This is a genomic window from Cellulosimicrobium sp. ES-005 (assembly GCF_040448685.1).
Classification (GTDB): domain Bacteria; phylum Actinomycetota; class Actinomycetes; order Actinomycetales; family Cellulomonadaceae; genus Cellulosimicrobium; species Cellulosimicrobium cellulans_G.
The window spans coordinates 535,717-550,581 of record NZ_CP159290.1; the positions used below are offsets into that span (position 1 = coordinate 535,717).

Sequence of the window (14,865 nt, forward strand, 5' to 3'; positions counted from 1 at the left end):
GCGTCAAGGTCCAGAGTGTAGTTTCGAGCCCGAACACTTGCGCGAGCGGAGGGATCCGGGGCGCACGCCCCGTCGCCGATGAACATCAAGAAGATTCTCAGTGGGCCGATCGTCTGGATCGTCCTGGGCCTCGTGATCCTGTGGATCGCGTTCGCGACGCTGTCGCGCCCGACCGTCCAGCGCATCGACACGTCCCAGGGCCTCGAGCTGCTCTCGGGCGACACGGTCGAGCAGGCCCTCATCGTGGACGGCGACCAGCGCGTCCGGCTCACGCTGTCCAAGGACTACGTCGTCGACGAGGGCACGGACACCGAGGAGAACAAGGGCAAGAACGTCGAGTTCTACTACGTCCAGCCGCAGGGCGAGGCCGTGGTCGACGCGGTCGTCGCGGCGGAGCCGAAGGACGGGTACAACTCCGAGGTCGCGCAGCCGTCGTTCTGGTCCTCGCTGCTCGGCCTGCTCATCCCGTTCCTCATCATCGGCGTGCTCTTCTGGTTCCTGCTCTCGCGCATGCAGGGCGGCGGCTCGCGCGTCATGGGCTTCGGCAAGTCGCGCGCCAAGCTCGTCTCCAAGGACACCCCACAGGTGACGTTCGCGGACGTCGCAGGCGCCGACGAGGCCGTCGAGGAGCTCCACGAGATCAAGGAGTTCCTCGCGGAGCCCGACAAGTTCCAGGCGGTCGGGGCCAAGATCCCCAAGGGCGTGCTGCTCTACGGCCCGCCCGGGACGGGCAAGACGCTGCTCGCGCGCGCCGTCGCCGGCGAGGCCGGCGTGCCGTTCTACTCGATCTCCGGCTCGGACTTCGTGGAGATGTTCGTGGGCGTCGGTGCGAGCCGCGTCCGCGACCTGTTCACCCAGGCCAAGGAGAACTCGCCCGCGATCATCTTCGTCGACGAGATCGACGCCGTCGGCCGCCACCGCGGCGCCGGCATGGGCGGCGGTCACGACGAGCGCGAGCAGACGCTCAACCAGCTCCTCGTCGAGATGGACGGCTTCGACGTCAAGACGAACGTCATCCTCATCGCGGCGACCAACCGCCCCGACATCCTCGACCCGGCGCTCCTGCGCCCGGGCCGGTTCGACCGCCAGGTCGCCGTCGAGGCGCCCGACCTCAAGGGCCGCGAGGCGATCCTCCGCGTCCACGCGCAGGGCAAGCCGATCGTCCCCGAGATCGACCTCGCCGCCGTCGCGCGCCGCACGCCGGGCTTCACCGGCGCCGACCTCGCGAACGTGCTCAACGAGGCCGCGCTCCTCACCGCGCGCAGCGGCGCCCAGCTCATCGACGACCGCGCGCTCGACGAGGCGATCGACCGCGTCGTGGCCGGCCCGCAGAAGCGCACGCGCGTCATGAACGTCAAGGAGCAGAAGATCACGGCGTACCACGAGGGCGGCCACGCCCTCGTCGCCGCGGCGATGCGCTACACGGACCCCGTCACCAAGGTGACGATCCTGCCGCGCGGCCGTGCGCTCGGGTACACCATGGTCATGCCGACCGAGGACAAGTACTCCACGACGCGCAACGAGCTGCTCGACCAGCTCGCGTACGCCATGGGCGGGCGCGTCGCCGAGGAGCTCGTCTTCCACGACCCGACGACGGGCGCCTCGAACGACATCGAGAAGGCCACGGCGATCGCGCGCAAGATGGTCACCGAGTACGGCATGAGCGAGCGCGTCGGCGCGATCAAGCTCGGCACGGGCTCGGGAGAGCCGTTCCTCGGCCGTGACATGGGCCACCAGCGCGACTACTCCGAGTCGGTCGCGGGCACGGTCGACCACGAGGTGCGCAAGCTCGTCGAGGCCGCGCACGACGAGGCGTGGGAGGTGCTCACGCAGTACCGCGACGTGCTCGACGCGCTCGTGCTCGAGCTCCTCGAGAAGGAGACGCTCAACCAGGCCGAGCTCGCGCGGGTGTTCTCGCCGGTCGAGAAGCGCGCGCCGCGCGACGTGTGGCTCTCGAGCGAGCAGCGCGCCGTCTCGCAGCGCGGGCCGGTCCTCACGGACGCCGAGAAGGCGGCGCAGAACGGCGCCCCGGTGATCCCGCAGGACGAGGCCGCGGCCGCGAACGACGAGCTGCCGCCCGAGCGCATCGGCGAGGTCCCGGCGGACAGCCCTCTCGACCGGGCGCTCGGCCGCGACGGCACCACCGACGTCACCGACGTGCGCGAGCCGGGGCAGGACTGATGGGGACCCCCACGGGCGCTCCCGCGGGCACCACCACGGGCGCGATCAACCGGGCCCGCTCGGCCGAGGACCTGCGTGCCCCCGCCGACGTGCCGCCGTACGACCAGGAGCGGGCCGAGGCCGCCGTGCGCGAGCTGCTGCTCGCGGTGGGGGAGGACCCGGACCGCGAGGGCCTGCGGGACACCCCCGCCCGGGTGGCGCGCGCGTACCGCGAGATCTTCGCGGGCCTGCGCCAGGAGGCGGCGGACGTCCTCACGACGACCTTCGACCTCGGCCACGAGGAGATGGTGCTCGTCAAGGACATCGAGGTGTACTCGACGTGCGAGCACCACCTCGTGCCGTTCCACGGCGTCGCGCACATCGGCTACATCCCCAACGTCGACGGGCGCATCACCGGCCTGTCGAAGCTCGCGCGTCTCGTCGAGGTATTCGCGCGCCGCCCGCAGGTCCAGGAGCGCCTCACGTCGCAGATCGCGGACGCGCTCGTGGAGCACCTGCAGCCGCGCGGCGCGATCGTCGTCGTCGAGTGCGAGCACCTGTGCATGTCGATGCGCGGCGTGCGCAAGCCGGGGTCGCGCACGGTGACGTCCGCGGTGCGCGGCCAGATGCGCGACGGCGCGACGCGGGCCGAGGCGATGAGCCTCATCCTGGGGCGCTAGTCCCGTGGACCGCTTCGTGGTCGCCGGGCTCGAGGAGCTGGCCGACGTGGGCCGCACGCTCGTCATGGGCGTCGTCAACGTCACGCCGGACTCGTTCTCCGACGGCGGGGAGTGGTACGAGCCCGACGCCGCGGTCGCGCACGGGCGCGAGCTGCTGGGCGAGGGCGCCGACGTCCTTGACGTGGGCGGCGAGTCGACCCGGCCCGGCGCCGGCCGCGTCCCCGTCGAGGCGGAGCTCGCGCGCGTGCTGCCCGTGATCTCCGCGCTCGCGGCGGAGGGCGCGGTCGTCAGCGTGGACACGACGCGCGCCGTGGTCGCCGAGCGCGCGGTCGCGGCGGGCGCGCGGATCATCAACGACGTCTCGGGCGGGCTCGCGGACCCGGCGATGGCCGACGTCGTCGCGCGCACGGGCGTCGCCTACGTCTGCATGCACTGGCGCGGGCACGCGGACGTCATGGACGACCTCGAGGACTACGACGACGTCGTCACGGACGTGCGCGACGAGCTCGCCGCGCGCGTGGACGGGCTCCTCGCGGCGGGCGTGCGGCGCGACCAGGTCGTCCTCGACCCGGGCCTGGGGTTCTCGAAGGCCGGGTCGTCCAACTGGCCCCTGCTGGCCCGCCTCGGCGAGCTCGAGGAGCTCGGCCTGCCGGTGCTGGTCGGCGCGTCCCGCAAGCGGTTCCTGGGCCACCTCCTCGCACGGTCCGACGGGCAGCCCGTGCCGCCCCTGCTGCGCGACGACGCGACCGCCGCGATCACGACGCTCGCCGCCGCCGCGGGCGCGTGGTGCGTGCGGGTCCACGCCGTCCGGGCCTCGGCCGACGCCGTGCGCGTCGCGGCGGCATGGTCCCGCGCAGGCGGGGCGGGGTGGGGCCCCCAGGACGGGAGCACGGGCGCGACCGACCGACCGAGGACCGGGAGCGACTCGACGGCGCGGCCCACGACCTAGCAGGATGGGCGACGGGCCCCGCGGCGCGGCCGGCCCGGCGCAGCACGACACACGCAACGAGACACGGTGCCGAGAGGTCCGTCCGCCCGACCGGCGGGTGGCGACGGAGCACCGGACGGGAGCACGACGTGACCACAGCGTTCGCAGGAGCGGTCCTCGACGCGGACGGACGGCCGTTCGACCGGATCCGGCTCACGGGCCTGAGCGCCACGGGGCACCACGGTGTCTTCGAGCACGAGAAGGCCGAGGGCCAGCTCTTCCGCGCCGACGTCGTGCTCCACCTCGACACGCGCGCCGCGGCGAGCGGGGACGACCTCGCCCAGACCGTGAGCTACGCGGGCGTCGCCGAGGACGTCGTGGCCGTGCTCGCGGGCTCGCCCGCCGACCTCGTGGAGACGGTGGCCGAGCGCATCGCCGCGACGATCCTCACCCACGACGAGGTCGTGGCGGTCGACGTCGCCGTGCACAAGCCCCAGGCGCCGATCACGGTCCCGTTCGAGGACGTCGAGGTCGTCATCCGCCGTGACCGCGTCGTCGTGCCGGTCGTCGGGCCGCTCGCCCGCCGGTCCGAGCAGCACGGCCTGCGCGACGCGCAGCCCGTCGCGCCGATCCCCGTGGGCTCGGTCGCCCCGGCGCTCATCCACGGCGTCGGGGACGCCCCGGTCTCCGAGGACCGCGCCGAGCTGGCCCCCGCGCCCGACGTCATGCCCCCGAGCATCCCCCCGGGTACGACGCCGGTCCCCGACGTCCCGTCCCCCACGGCCGAGGACCTGCCCGAGCCGCCGTACGGGACCGCGCACGAGGCGGCGCACGAGCCGGGAGCGGGCGGACCGCTCCTCGACGACGCGTCCGACGCGACGCGGGAGGCGCCGATCGTGGACGCGCCGACGGCGCCGACCGGCGACGACTCGACGGCCGCGGCGCCCGCCGCGGCCGCACCGGAGGAGCCGACCTACGCCGCCCGGCCCGCCGAGGAGCAGAGCCCGGCGTCGTACGACGCGCTGCTCGAGGCCGTCGCACCGCCGGCCGCGGTCGCGCCCGCCCCGGAGCCGATGCCGGGCGCGTCCGCCGCACCGGAGCCGACCCCGGCCGCCGCCGAGCCCGTCGCCCCGGCGAACCCGGCCGCCGACGCGGGTTCCGTGCCCCTGCCGGAGCGGGGCACGGAACCCGCGCCCGAGGCTGCTCCCGCTCCGTTCGACGAGCCCGCGCAGCACGCCGGTCAGCCCGAGCCCGCTGCGCCGACGTCCGCGCCGCTCGCCGCGGCCGCCGCACCGCTCGCCGCGGCCGCCGCGCCGCTCGCGGCGTCGCCCGACGCGGGCGCTCCGGTCGCGGCACCCGAGGAACCGGCTGCGCCGGGTCCGGCGGACGAGGCGCCGCCCGCCGAGCACGACCGCATGGACGACGTCCCCGCCGGGTTCGTCGAGGTGGTGCTCGCCCTCGGAGCGAACCTCGGCGACGCGCAGCAGACCCTGCGCGACGCGATCACCGACCTCGACCGGATCTCCGGGCTCGAGATCACGGAGGTCTCGCCGCTCGCGCGGACGGCCGCGGTGGGCGGCCCCGACCAGCCCGACTTCCTCAACATCGTCCTGCTCGCGCGCACGCGACTCTCGGCCCGTGACCTGCTGCACGCGTGCCAGGCCGTCGAGCACGCCCACGGCCGGGTACGCGACGAGCGCTGGGGGCCGCGCACCCTCGACGTCGACCTCGTCGTGTACGGCACGCTGACGGCCGTCGCCGACGACCTGGAGCTGCCGCACCCGCGCGCCCACGAGCGGGCGTTCGTGCTCGAGCCCTGGTCGCAGATCGACCCCGACGCCGTGCTGCCCGGTCTCGGCGGGGGACCGGTCGCCGCGCTCGCGGCGACCGCGCCCGACCGGGGCGGGATCCGGTGGCTCGCGCTCGACTGGCTGACCGACGCCGCGCCCGAGCCCACCGGGGCGGTCCCGGTCGCCACCGGGGGCTCCGACGCCCCCGCCCCGTCGGCCCCCGCGCCGGCAGAGCACGGGGTCGTCGACGACCCGTACCGGCAGCCGTCGGACGACGCCGCGACCGGACACCAGCACGCGCCCTCGACCTCGGGGCCGACGCCCGTCGGCGCGCAGGCGGCACCGGCGGACGGCCCCGCGCCGACCGGGCTCCCGCACCCGCCCGTCCCGCCGCAGACCCCGCAGCAGCCGCAGGCGCCGCACCCGGCGGTGCCCGAGCGTCCTGCGGCCCCGCAGCAGCCGCTGCCCCAGCGGCCCCCGACCCCGCAGCAGCAGCTGCCCGCTCAGCCGGTGCCGCCGCAGGAGCCCCTCGCCCCGGGCGCGGCGCTCCCCGTCGCCCCGCCGCAGGCCGCGGTCCCGCTGCAGGCGACCGCCCCGTCGGAGGCGCCCGTGGTCCGGCCCGTCTTCGCCCCGGTCTCCGAGGGCGTGGTGCCCCCCGCCGAGGGGCCGTCCACGACGGTCGTCCCGGACGGGTCGTTCGGGACGCAGCAGGACGGGGCGGGCGTCGCGCCGTTCCCCGGGCCGTCGCACCGTCCGGCGACGCTGCCCGACCCGGAGCCCCCGGCGCAGGACGCGGTCCGGCCCGCGGAGCACGGCGCCTCGGCGTTCACCTCCTTCGCGCCGGTCCACCCGGCGGCGCCGCCGGTCGCGGCACCGCACGCGCCGGCCCCCGCGGGCCCGGCGGACGCCGTCGACGACGGCATGATCCGGTCGGTGCCGTTCGCCCCGGTCCAGCCGCCCGTCCACTCGCCGAACCAGGCGTCGGCCCCCGGGCCGCTCGCCGACGCGTCGCTGCCCCCGGCGACCGACCCGTGGCCGCCGTTCGGTCCGGTCTCGGGCGCCGCGCACGACGCCCAGCGCTGATGCGGCGCACCTCGGTCCGCACCCTCCTGCTCGTGGCGGTCGCCACGGCGGTCGTGGGCTGGTTCGTCGTACGGCTCCTCCAGGGCCGCGGCACGCACCTGCCGGCGGTGCCGTGGATCGTGGACGTCGCGGTCGTCGCGCTCGCGGGGGCGGTGTTCTGGGCCGGGTGGACCGTCCGCGCCTACCAGCGGGGCAAGCGGCCCTCGCTCGACGCGATCCGCGCGGCTCGCACGTTCGTGCTGGCCAAGGCCGCCGCGCTCACGGGCGCGCTGCTCGCGGGCTGGTACGGCGCGCAGGTGCTCGTGACCCTGCCCGACCTCTCGATCGAGGCGCAGCGCGACCGCGCGGTGGCGGCGGGCGTCGCGGTCGCGTGCGCGGTGCTGCTCGCCGTGGTGGGGCTCGTGGCGGAGCGGTTCTGCCAGCTCCCGCCCGACGACCGCGGCGAGGGCCGCGAGGGCTCGACGACGCGCGAGGACCCGGAGACGCCGGGCGCGAGCACGCCCGCCTGACGCCGCGGCGCGTGGGCGTGACGCACGACACGTGACCCGGGGCGCACCGGGACGGGATGGGAGAATCGACGCATGACCGACCCTGCACGGGGCACCGATCCCCGCGGCACCGGCCCCTTCGACCCGCCCGGCGTCGAGTGGACGCGCGTGTCGCCCCGGCTGATCACCGCGCGCCTGCTGTCGGTCGGCATCACGCTCGCGGTGCCGGCCGTCGCGGCGGTCGTGCTGGCGATCCTCTTCCCGCACTGGTGGCAGTGGCTCGTGCTCGGGGTGCTCGTGCTCCTCGGGCTGTGGGCGCTCGTGCTCGTCCCGCGCCAGGTGCGCGCGATCGGGTACGCCGAGCGCGACGACGACCTGCTGATCCGCCACGGCATCATGTTCCGCCAGCTCGTGGTCGTGCCGTACGGCCGCATGCAGTACGTCGACGTGCAGGCCGGGCCGCTCGCGCGCAAGCTCGGCATCGCGCAGGTGCAGCTCCACACGGCGTCGGCGTCGACCGACGCGACGATCGACGGTCTCGAGCCCGCCGAGGCGGAGCGCCTGCGCGACCGTCTCGCGTCGCGCGGCGAGGCGAGGCTGGCGGGCCTGTGAGCGAAGCACCGGCCACCGACGACCTCGTGTGGCACCGGGTGCACCCGGTCACCCCGCTCGTGCGCGGCTGGACGGTCATCGCGGTGCTGCTCGTCGTCGTCGGGCAGCAGACGCTCAACGGCCTGCCGGAGGGCGAGAACCTCCTCGAGGGGAACCGCTGGTGGATGATCCTCCTCGGCATCCTCGTGGTCGGGCTCGTGGGACTGGGGTACTCGGCGCTCGCGTGGCGCATGACGAGCTACGCGGTCGACGACGAGTCCGTGCACCTGCGCACGGGCGTGCTGTTCCGGCAGCAGCGCAAGGCGCGGCTGGACCGGCTCCAGGCGGTCGACGTCGTGCAGCCGCTCCTCGCGCGCTTCTTCGGCCTCGCGGAGCTCAAGCTCGAGGTCGCCGGGGGCGCGGACTCGGGCGTGAAGCTCGGCTTCCTCAAGGAGGTGGAGGCCAACCGGCTGCGCAACGACCTGCTCGCGCGCGCCGCCGGACTGCGGGTCGCGCGCGAGCGCCCGGTCGGCGTCCCGACGGCGGATGCCACCGGGACGGAGGGGACCGTCGCTGGCCCGCCCGGCGCGACGCCCGACGCCGGGGCGGACGCACCCGGGCCGGTGGCCGACGGGCTCCTGGTCGCCCCCGAGGCGCCCGAGCAGCCGGTCACCGCGGTCGGGCCGGGGCGGCTCGTCGCCTCGCTCGTGCGGTCGGGCGCGACGGTCGGCCTCGTCCTCGGTGTCCTGGGGATCGCCGGGGTCGTCGTCGGCACGCGCGAGATCGGGATCCTGTTCAGCGCCCTGCCCGCGGTCCTCGGGTTCGGCGGCTTCCTGTTCTCCCGGTTCTCGGGCGAGTTCGGCTTCCGCTCGGCGATCTCGCCCGACGGCATCCGGCTGCGGCACGGCCTCCTGGAGACCCGGTCCCAGACGATCCCGCCCGGGCGCGTCCAGGCCGTGCGGCTGCGGCAGGGCCCGTTCTGGCGCGGGCCGGACTGGTGGCGGGTCGACGTCAACGTCGCGGGCTACGGCGTGAGCTCCGACGGCTCGGACACGACGAGCGTGCTGCTGCCCGTCGGGACGCGCGACGAGGCGCTCGCCGCGCTGTGGCTCGTGCTGCCCGACCTCGGCACGTCCGACCCGCGCGCGCTCCTCGACGAGGGCCTGTCCGGCCTCGACGCGGGCGAGCACTTCACGGTGACCCCGCGGCGCGCGCGCCTGCTCGACCTCGTGTCGTGGCGGCGCAACGGCTTCGCCGTGACCGACCGCGCGCTCGTGCTGCGCGGCGGGCGGGTGTTCCGCAGCCTCGTCGTCGTACCGCACGAGCGCACGCAGTCGCTCGGGCTCGAGCAGGGCCCGCTGCAGCGCCGCTTCGACGTCGCGACGTTCGCGGTGCACTCCACGCCCGGCCCGGTCTCGCCGAAGGTCTGGCATCTCGACGCGGGCGACGCCGCGCGCCTCCTCGACACCCAGGCCGAGCGCGCCCGCGAGGCCCGCGCGCACGCCGGCCCGGAGCTGTGGATGCGTCGCGACGACGTCCCGCTGGTACCCGCGTCCGCACCGGCCGCCGAGTCGCCTCCCGCCCCCGGTGCGGCACCCGACGACCGTCCGGCCGCCGACGGGGAGCAGCCGTGAGCGCGGCGGCGTCACGGCCCGGACGCCTCGGCGTGGGCGTCGTGGGGGCGGGCCGGGTCGGGGCGGTGCTCGGGAGCGCGCTGCGCGCCACCGGCCACGCGGTCGTCGGCGCGAGCGGCGTGTCCGACGCCTCGCGCGAGCGGATCGAGACCCTCCTGCCCGGCGTGCCGGTGCTGGAGGTCCCGCAGGTCGTGGAGCGCGCGGAGCTCGTGCTCCTCGCCGTGCCCGACGACGCGCTGGGCGACATGGTCCGCGGCCTCGCCGACGTGGGGGCCTGGCAGCCGGGGCAGATCGTGGTGCACACGTCCGGTCGCTACGGGACCTCGGTGCTCGACCCGGCCCGCGCCGCAGGGGCGATCCCGCTCGCCCTGCACCCGGCCATGACCTTCACCGGCACGTCGCTCGACCTCGCGCGGCTCGAGGGCACGACGTTCGCCGTCACCGCGCCGGGGCCGGTCCTGCCGATCGGGCAGGCGCTCGTCGTCGAGCTCGGCGGGGAGCCCGTCGTCGTGGCGGAGGAGTCCCGCGGCCTCTACCACGCGGCCCTCGCGCACGGGGCGAACCACCTCGTCGTCCTCGTCGCCCAGGCGGCGCAGGCGCTGGAGGCCGCGGGCGTCGACCGGCCGGGGCGCGCGCTCGCCCCGCTGCTCGCCGCCGCGCTCGACGGCGCGACCCGCGGCGCCGACGCGGGCGCCGAGTCGGGGACCGGGTCGGGCGCCGGCGCTCTCCTCGGCCTCACCGGTCCCGTGGTGCGCGGCGACGTCGGCACCGTCCGCGAGCACCTGGCCGCCCTCGACGCGCTCGCGGCGACGAGCGACGCGGCCGACGTGCCGCCGTCGTACCGGGCGCTGAGCCGCGCCGCGACCCACCGCGCGCTCGCGGGCGGTCGCCTCGACGAGCGGACGGCCCGCGCGCTGCTCGACGCGCTCGGCGCGGACCCCGACGAGCCCGCCGCCCCCTCCGACCCCGAGGGTGCGCGGCACGACGACGAAGGAACGGCATGACCACCACCCCCCGCCCGGACGCCTCGGCCGCCTCGGCCGACGTCTCGACCGCGACCCCGCGCGTCGTCGCGACCCGTGCCGACCTCCGCGCGACGCTCGACGCCTGGTCCGCCGAGCACCCGGGCGCGCGCCGCGCCGTCGTCATGACGATGGGCGCGCTGCACGCCGGGCACCTCGAGCTCGTGCGGCGGGCGCGGGCCGAGGTCGGGCCGCACGGCCAGGTCGTGGTCACCGACTTCGTCAACCCGCTCCAGTTCGGGCCGGGCGAGGACTTCGAGCGCTACCCGCGCGACGTCGCGGCGGACGTCGCGCTCCTCGCGGCCGCCGGAGCCGACGTCGCGGTGGACGTCGTCTTCGCCCCGACCGTCGAGGAGCTGTACCCGGACCTCGGGTCGACGGGCGGCACCGGCCCGATCGTCCGGGTCACCTCGGGCCGGATCGGCACCGTGCTGGAGGGCGCGTCGCGACCCGGCCACTTCGACGGCGTGCTCACGGTCGTCCTCAAGCTGCTCCACCTCGTGCGCCCGGACGTCGCGGTGTTCGGGGCCAAGGACGCGCAGCAGCTCCTCGCGGTGCGGCGCCTGGTCGCCGACCTCGACCTCGACGTGGAGATCCTCGCGGTGCCCACCGTGCGCGAGGCGGACGGCCTCGCGCGCTCGTCGCGCAACGCCTACCTGTCGCCCGCCGAGCGGGACCGGGCGCTCGCGCTGAGCCGCGCGCTGCAGGCCGGGCAGGGCGCCGCGGCGGCGGGCGCCGACGCCGGGAGCGTCCTCGCCGCGGCGCGGGGAATCCTGGACGCCGCCGACGGCGTTGACCTGGATTACGTGGTGCTCGTCGATCCCGCTACCGTGGAGGACCTGGCGCCCGGCGCCGTCGGCCCCGGGCTCCTCCTGGTCGCGGCACGCGTGGGCACCACCCGTCTCATCGACAACGCGGCCGTCGAGATCGCGCCGCCCGCGACCCGGGCCGCCGACCCCGCCGGCCGTGCCCCCGCACCTGGAGGTACCGCGTGACCGCGCCGACCCCGCCGAGCCCGCACCGTCGTCCGGCGTCCCTGCAGCGCCCCATGATGATCGGCAAGATCCACCGCGCGACGGTGACGCAGGCCGACCTGCACTACGTCGGCTCGATCACCGTGGACGCCGACCTGCTCGACGCCGCGGACCTCTACCCGGGCCAGCAGGTCGACGTCGTGGACGTCACCAACGGAGCCCGCCTGACGACGTACGTCATCCCGGGCGAGCGCGGCGCCGGGCAGGTGTGCATCAACGGCGCCGCCGCGCACCTCGTGAAGCCGGGCGACGTGGTCATCCTCATCGCGTACGGCATGCTCGACGACGCCGACGCGCGCACCTACCTGCCGAACGTCGTCTTCGTGGACGCGCAGAACCGGATCGTCGAGCTCTCGGACGAGCCCGGCCTCGTGCCCGCGGGTCACGGCCTCGAGGCGAGCGGGCTGCCGTTCGGCCCGTTCCGCGCCGGGGGCGGCGCGGGGGCGGCCGGCGGCGACGCGTCCGTGGTGCGCCCCGCGTGAGCGGACGCGGCGGGTCCTCGACGCCTGCGCACGTTCGGACGCTCGCCCGGACCCTCGCCGCCCCGGCGCCGGGCTGGACGACGACGACGGACGTCGTCGTCGTCGGCTCGGGCATCGCGGGCCTCACCGCCGCGCTCGAGCTGCGCACGAGAGTGCCGCGCGTCCTGCTCGTGACGAAGGGCGAGCTGTCGTCGGGCTCCACGGTGTGGGCGCAGGGCGGCATCGCCGCGGCGCTCGACCCCGAGGACTCGCCCGAGGCGCACCTCGCGGACACGCTCGTCGCGGGCGGCGGCGTGTGCGACCCGGCCGCCGTCGAGGTGCTCGTCACCGAGGGTCCGGCGCGCGTGCGCGAGCTCGTCGCGCGCGGCGCGAACTTCGACCGGGCCGAGAACGGCGACATCGCCCTGACGCGCGAGGGCGGTCACCACGCCGACCGCATCGCGCACGCGGGCGGCGACGCGACCGGGGCCGAGATCTCGCGCGCTCTCGTCGCGCAGCTCGAGGCGGTCCGCGCCGACCCGGGCATCGAGGTCATCGAGAACGCGCTCGTGCTCGACGTCCTCACCGGTGCGGGACCGGACGGCTCCCCGCGTGCCTGCGGTGTCACGCTCCACGTGCGGGGCGAGGGCACGCGCGACGGCGTCGGGGCGGTGCTCGCGCGCGCGGTCGTGCTCGCGACCGGGGGAGTGGGGCAGGTGTTCCGCTCGTCGACCAACCCGCCGCAGGCCACGGGCGACGGCATCGCCGCGGCGCTGCGTGCGGGCGCGACGCTCGGCGACCTCGAGTTCGTGCAGTTCCACCCCACGGTGCTGTGGCTCGGCCTCGGCGCCAAGGGGCAGCTCCCGCTCATCTCCGAGGCCGTGCGGGGCGAGGGCGCGATCCTCCTCGACACCGACGGCCACCGGTTCATGCCCGCGCAGCACCCCATGGCCGAGCTCGCGCCGCGCGACGTCGTCGCGCACGCGATCGTGCGGCAGATGGCCGCGACGGGCTCGGACCACGTGCTGCTCGACGCGCGCCACCTCGGCGCCGACTTCCTGCGCTCGCGCTTCCCCACGATCACGGAGCGGCTCGCGGAGAACGGCCTCGACTGGACCGAGGAGCCCGTCCCCGTGGCGCCCGCGCAGCACTACCACTCGGGCGGTGTCGTGACCGACCTGCACGGGAGGTCCACCGTCGACGGCCTCTACGCCATCGGCGAGGTCGCGTGCACGGGCGTCCACGGCGCCAACCGGCTCGCCTCCAACTCGCTGCTCGAGGGCCTGGTGTTCGCGCACCGCGCGGCGCGCCAGATCACCGACCGGGTCGCGGCGGGCGAGCTCGAGCAGGTCGAGCCGTCCGGCCGGCCGGGGCCGTCCGCGCTCGTCGCGGCCGCGGCGCGCTCACGCATCCAGTCGATCGCCTCGGCGGGCCCCGGTGTGATCCGCGACGGCGACGGCCTCGCCGTCGCCGCGGCCCGGCTCGCCGCGGTCCGGACCGACGCGCACGAGGCGAGCGACGTCGTCGCACAGCCGCAGGCCGCGGAGTGGGAGACGACGAACGTCCACCAGGTCGCGACCGCCCTCACCGCGGCGGCGGCGCTGCGCACGGAGAGCCGCGGCGGCCACTTCCGCACCGACTTCCCGGACACGGACCCGGCCTGGGAGCGCCGCGTGCTGGTGTCGCTCGACGCCGACGGAACGCTCCGCGTCGGCTGACGGACCCCGCGCCGAGCACGACGTTGCGGTCGTCATCCGCCGGATAACGACCGCAACGTCGTGCTCGACGGAGCGCAGGGTCGTGCTCGGCGCCACGTGGGGCCGACTACCGTGGGGGCGTGAGCAGCCCTGCCGAGCCCGTGCCCGCCCTTCCGTCCGACGGCGGAGCGCCGCCCGTCCCGTCACGCGTCGAGCCGGGGCTCGAGCCGGCGTGGATCGCCGAGACCGTCGCGCGGGCGCTCGACGAGGACCTGGGCGTCGCGCCGGGCCGCGACGTCACGACGCAGGCGACCGTGCCGCCGTCGGCCACGGGGACCGCGCACCTCGTGGCGCGCGCGGACGGGGTCGTGGCGGGGCTCGTCGTCGTCGAGGAGGTGACGCGGCAGGTCGCGGAGCGGTTCGGCCTCCCGCCCGTCGAGGTGACGTTCGTCGCGTCCGACGGCGAGGCCGTCGGACGCGGCCGCGTGCTCGCCGCGCTGACCGGCCCCGTCCAGGTGCTGCTCACCGCCGAGCGCACGCTGCTCAACCTCGCGAGCCGCGCGTCGGGCGTCGCGACGGCGACGCGTGCGTGGGCGCGCGAGCTCGCCGGGACGGGCACGCAGGTGCTGGACACGCGCAAGACGACGCCCGGCCTGCGCGCGCTGGAGAAGTACGCCGTGCGCGCCGGGGGCGGGACGAACAAGCGCATGGGGCTCTACGACGTCGCGATGGTCAAGGACAACCACGTCGTGGCCGCCGGGTCGGTGAGCGCCGCGATCGACGCGATCCGCCGCACGTTCCCGGACGTGCTCGTCCAGGTCGAGGCCGACACGACGGCACAGGCGCTCGAGGCCGTCGCGGCGGGCGCGGACTTCCTGCTGCTCGACAACATGCCGACCCCGGTCCTCGCCGAGACGGTCGCGGCCGTCCGGGCGCGCGAGGGGACGGACGGCGTCCCGGCGAAGGTCGAGCTCGAGGCGACGGGCAACCTCACGCTGGACCGCGCGCGCGAGGTCGCGGGCACCGGCGTCGACTACCTCTCGGTCGGCGCGCTCACCCACTCGGCCCCGATCCTGGACCTCGCGCTCGACCTCCTCCCCACCCTCCCGCCGAGGTAGAGCCCTGGTCCCGCGAGGTAGAGCCCTGGTCATGACCACGGCTCTACCTCGCGCGACCACGGCTCTACCTCGCCAGACCGGGGCTCTACCTCGGCGACGCGGGAGCGTCGGTAGAATCCTCGGGTGACCTCCCCCGACGGAACCCCCTCTCCTGACGCGCGCCAGCCCGAGGAGCACGT

At 76.3% G+C, this 14,865-nt stretch carries 12 protein-coding genes; all 12 read left to right on the forward strand.

The features are described 5' to 3' along the window. The first annotated feature begins 78 nt into the window (after positions 1–78). The 12 genes from ftsH to nadC all read left to right on the forward strand — a co-directional run bounded on the left by ftsH (position 79) and on the right by nadC (position 14,686). Complete coding sequence (ftsH, locus tag ABRQ22_RS02355; RefSeq protein WP_253052562.1) at positions 79–2,181, forward strand: ATP-dependent zinc metalloprotease FtsH; 2,103 nt, start codon at positions 79–81, stop codon at positions 2,179–2,181. After that, positions 2,181–2,840 carry a GTP cyclohydrolase I FolE gene (folE, locus tag ABRQ22_RS02360; RefSeq protein WP_253052564.1) on the forward strand — a complete coding sequence of 220 codons (660 nt, stop codon included), beginning with the start codon at positions 2,181–2,183 and terminating at the stop codon, positions 2,838–2,840. Before ftsH ends, folE begins: the two co-directional genes overlap by 1 nt. Positions 2,841–2,904: 64 nt before the next feature. Next, a complete protein-coding gene (gene folP / locus ABRQ22_RS02365) occupies positions 2,905–3,789 on the forward strand; it encodes a dihydropteroate synthase (RefSeq protein ID WP_253053625.1) in 885 nt (294 codons plus the stop codon). 128 nt (positions 3,790–3,917) lie between these two features. Beyond that, complete coding sequence (gene folK, locus ABRQ22_RS02370) at positions 3,918–6,641, forward strand: 2-amino-4-hydroxy-6-hydroxymethyldihydropteridine diphosphokinase (RefSeq protein ID WP_353708443.1); 2,724 nt, start codon at positions 3,918–3,920, stop codon at positions 6,639–6,641. Then, a complete protein-coding gene (locus ABRQ22_RS02375; RefSeq protein WP_253052568.1) occupies positions 6,641–7,150 on the forward strand; it encodes a DUF3180 domain-containing protein in 510 nt (169 codons plus the stop codon). Before folK ends, ABRQ22_RS02375 begins: the two co-directional genes overlap by 1 nt. Positions 7,151–7,222: 72 nt before the next feature. Then, on the forward strand, positions 7,223–7,741 hold the full coding sequence (locus tag ABRQ22_RS02380; protein WP_353708444.1) for a PH domain-containing protein: 519 nt from the start codon (positions 7,223–7,225) through the stop codon (positions 7,739–7,741). Beyond that, complete coding sequence (locus tag ABRQ22_RS02385; protein WP_353708445.1) at positions 7,738–9,354, forward strand: PH domain-containing protein; 1,617 nt, start codon at positions 7,738–7,740, stop codon at positions 9,352–9,354. The genes ABRQ22_RS02380 and ABRQ22_RS02385 overlap by 4 nt, the downstream gene beginning before the upstream one ends. Beyond that, the gene (locus tag ABRQ22_RS02390; protein WP_353708446.1) at positions 9,351–10,358 is read left to right on the forward strand and encodes a DUF2520 domain-containing protein; all 1,008 of its coding nucleotides are present in this window, start codon (positions 9,351–9,353) and stop codon (positions 10,356–10,358) included. The genes ABRQ22_RS02385 and ABRQ22_RS02390 overlap by 4 nt, the downstream gene beginning before the upstream one ends. Continuing rightward, positions 10,355–11,371, forward strand: coding sequence for a pantoate--beta-alanine ligase (panC, locus tag ABRQ22_RS02395; RefSeq protein ID WP_353708447.1), 1,017 nt, complete (start codon positions 10,355–10,357; stop codon positions 11,369–11,371). The genes ABRQ22_RS02390 and panC overlap by 4 nt, the downstream gene beginning before the upstream one ends. A gap of 53 nt (positions 11,372–11,424) precedes the next feature. Then, complete coding sequence (gene panD / locus ABRQ22_RS02400; protein ID WP_253053637.1) at positions 11,425–11,892, forward strand: aspartate 1-decarboxylase; 468 nt, start codon at positions 11,425–11,427, stop codon at positions 11,890–11,892. Further along, a complete protein-coding gene (locus ABRQ22_RS02405) occupies positions 11,889–13,589 on the forward strand; it encodes an L-aspartate oxidase (RefSeq protein WP_353708448.1) in 1,701 nt (566 codons plus the stop codon). Before panD ends, ABRQ22_RS02405 begins: the two co-directional genes overlap by 4 nt. Before the next feature lie 140 nt (positions 13,590–13,729). Next, entirely contained in the window at positions 13,730–14,686 is a 957-nt protein-coding gene (gene nadC, locus ABRQ22_RS02410; RefSeq protein WP_353709488.1) for a carboxylating nicotinate-nucleotide diphosphorylase, read from the forward strand. Positions 14,687–14,865 lie beyond the last annotated feature (179 nt).

Coding starts and splice junctions, on each gene's coding strand:
- folP (WP_253053625.1), top strand. CDS start 2,905: ATGGGCGTCGTCAACGTCACGCCGGACTCGTTCTCCGACGGCGGGGAG.
- ABRQ22_RS02375 (WP_253052568.1), top strand. CDS start 6,641: ATGCGGCGCACCTCGGTCCGCACCCTCCTGCTCGTGGCGGTCGCCACG.
- folE (WP_253052564.1), top strand. CDS start 2,181: ATGGGGACCCCCACGGGCGCTCCCGCGGGCACCACCACGGGCGCGATC.
- panD (WP_253053637.1), top strand. CDS start 11,425: ATGATGATCGGCAAGATCCACCGCGCGACGGTGACGCAGGCCGACCTG.
- ftsH (WP_253052562.1), top strand. CDS start 79: ATGAACATCAAGAAGATTCTCAGTGGGCCGATCGTCTGGATCGTCCTG.
- panC (WP_353708447.1), top strand. CDS start 10,355: ATGACCACCACCCCCCGCCCGGACGCCTCGGCCGCCTCGGCCGACGTC.
- ABRQ22_RS02380 (WP_353708444.1), top strand. CDS start 7,223: ATGACCGACCCTGCACGGGGCACCGATCCCCGCGGCACCGGCCCCTTC.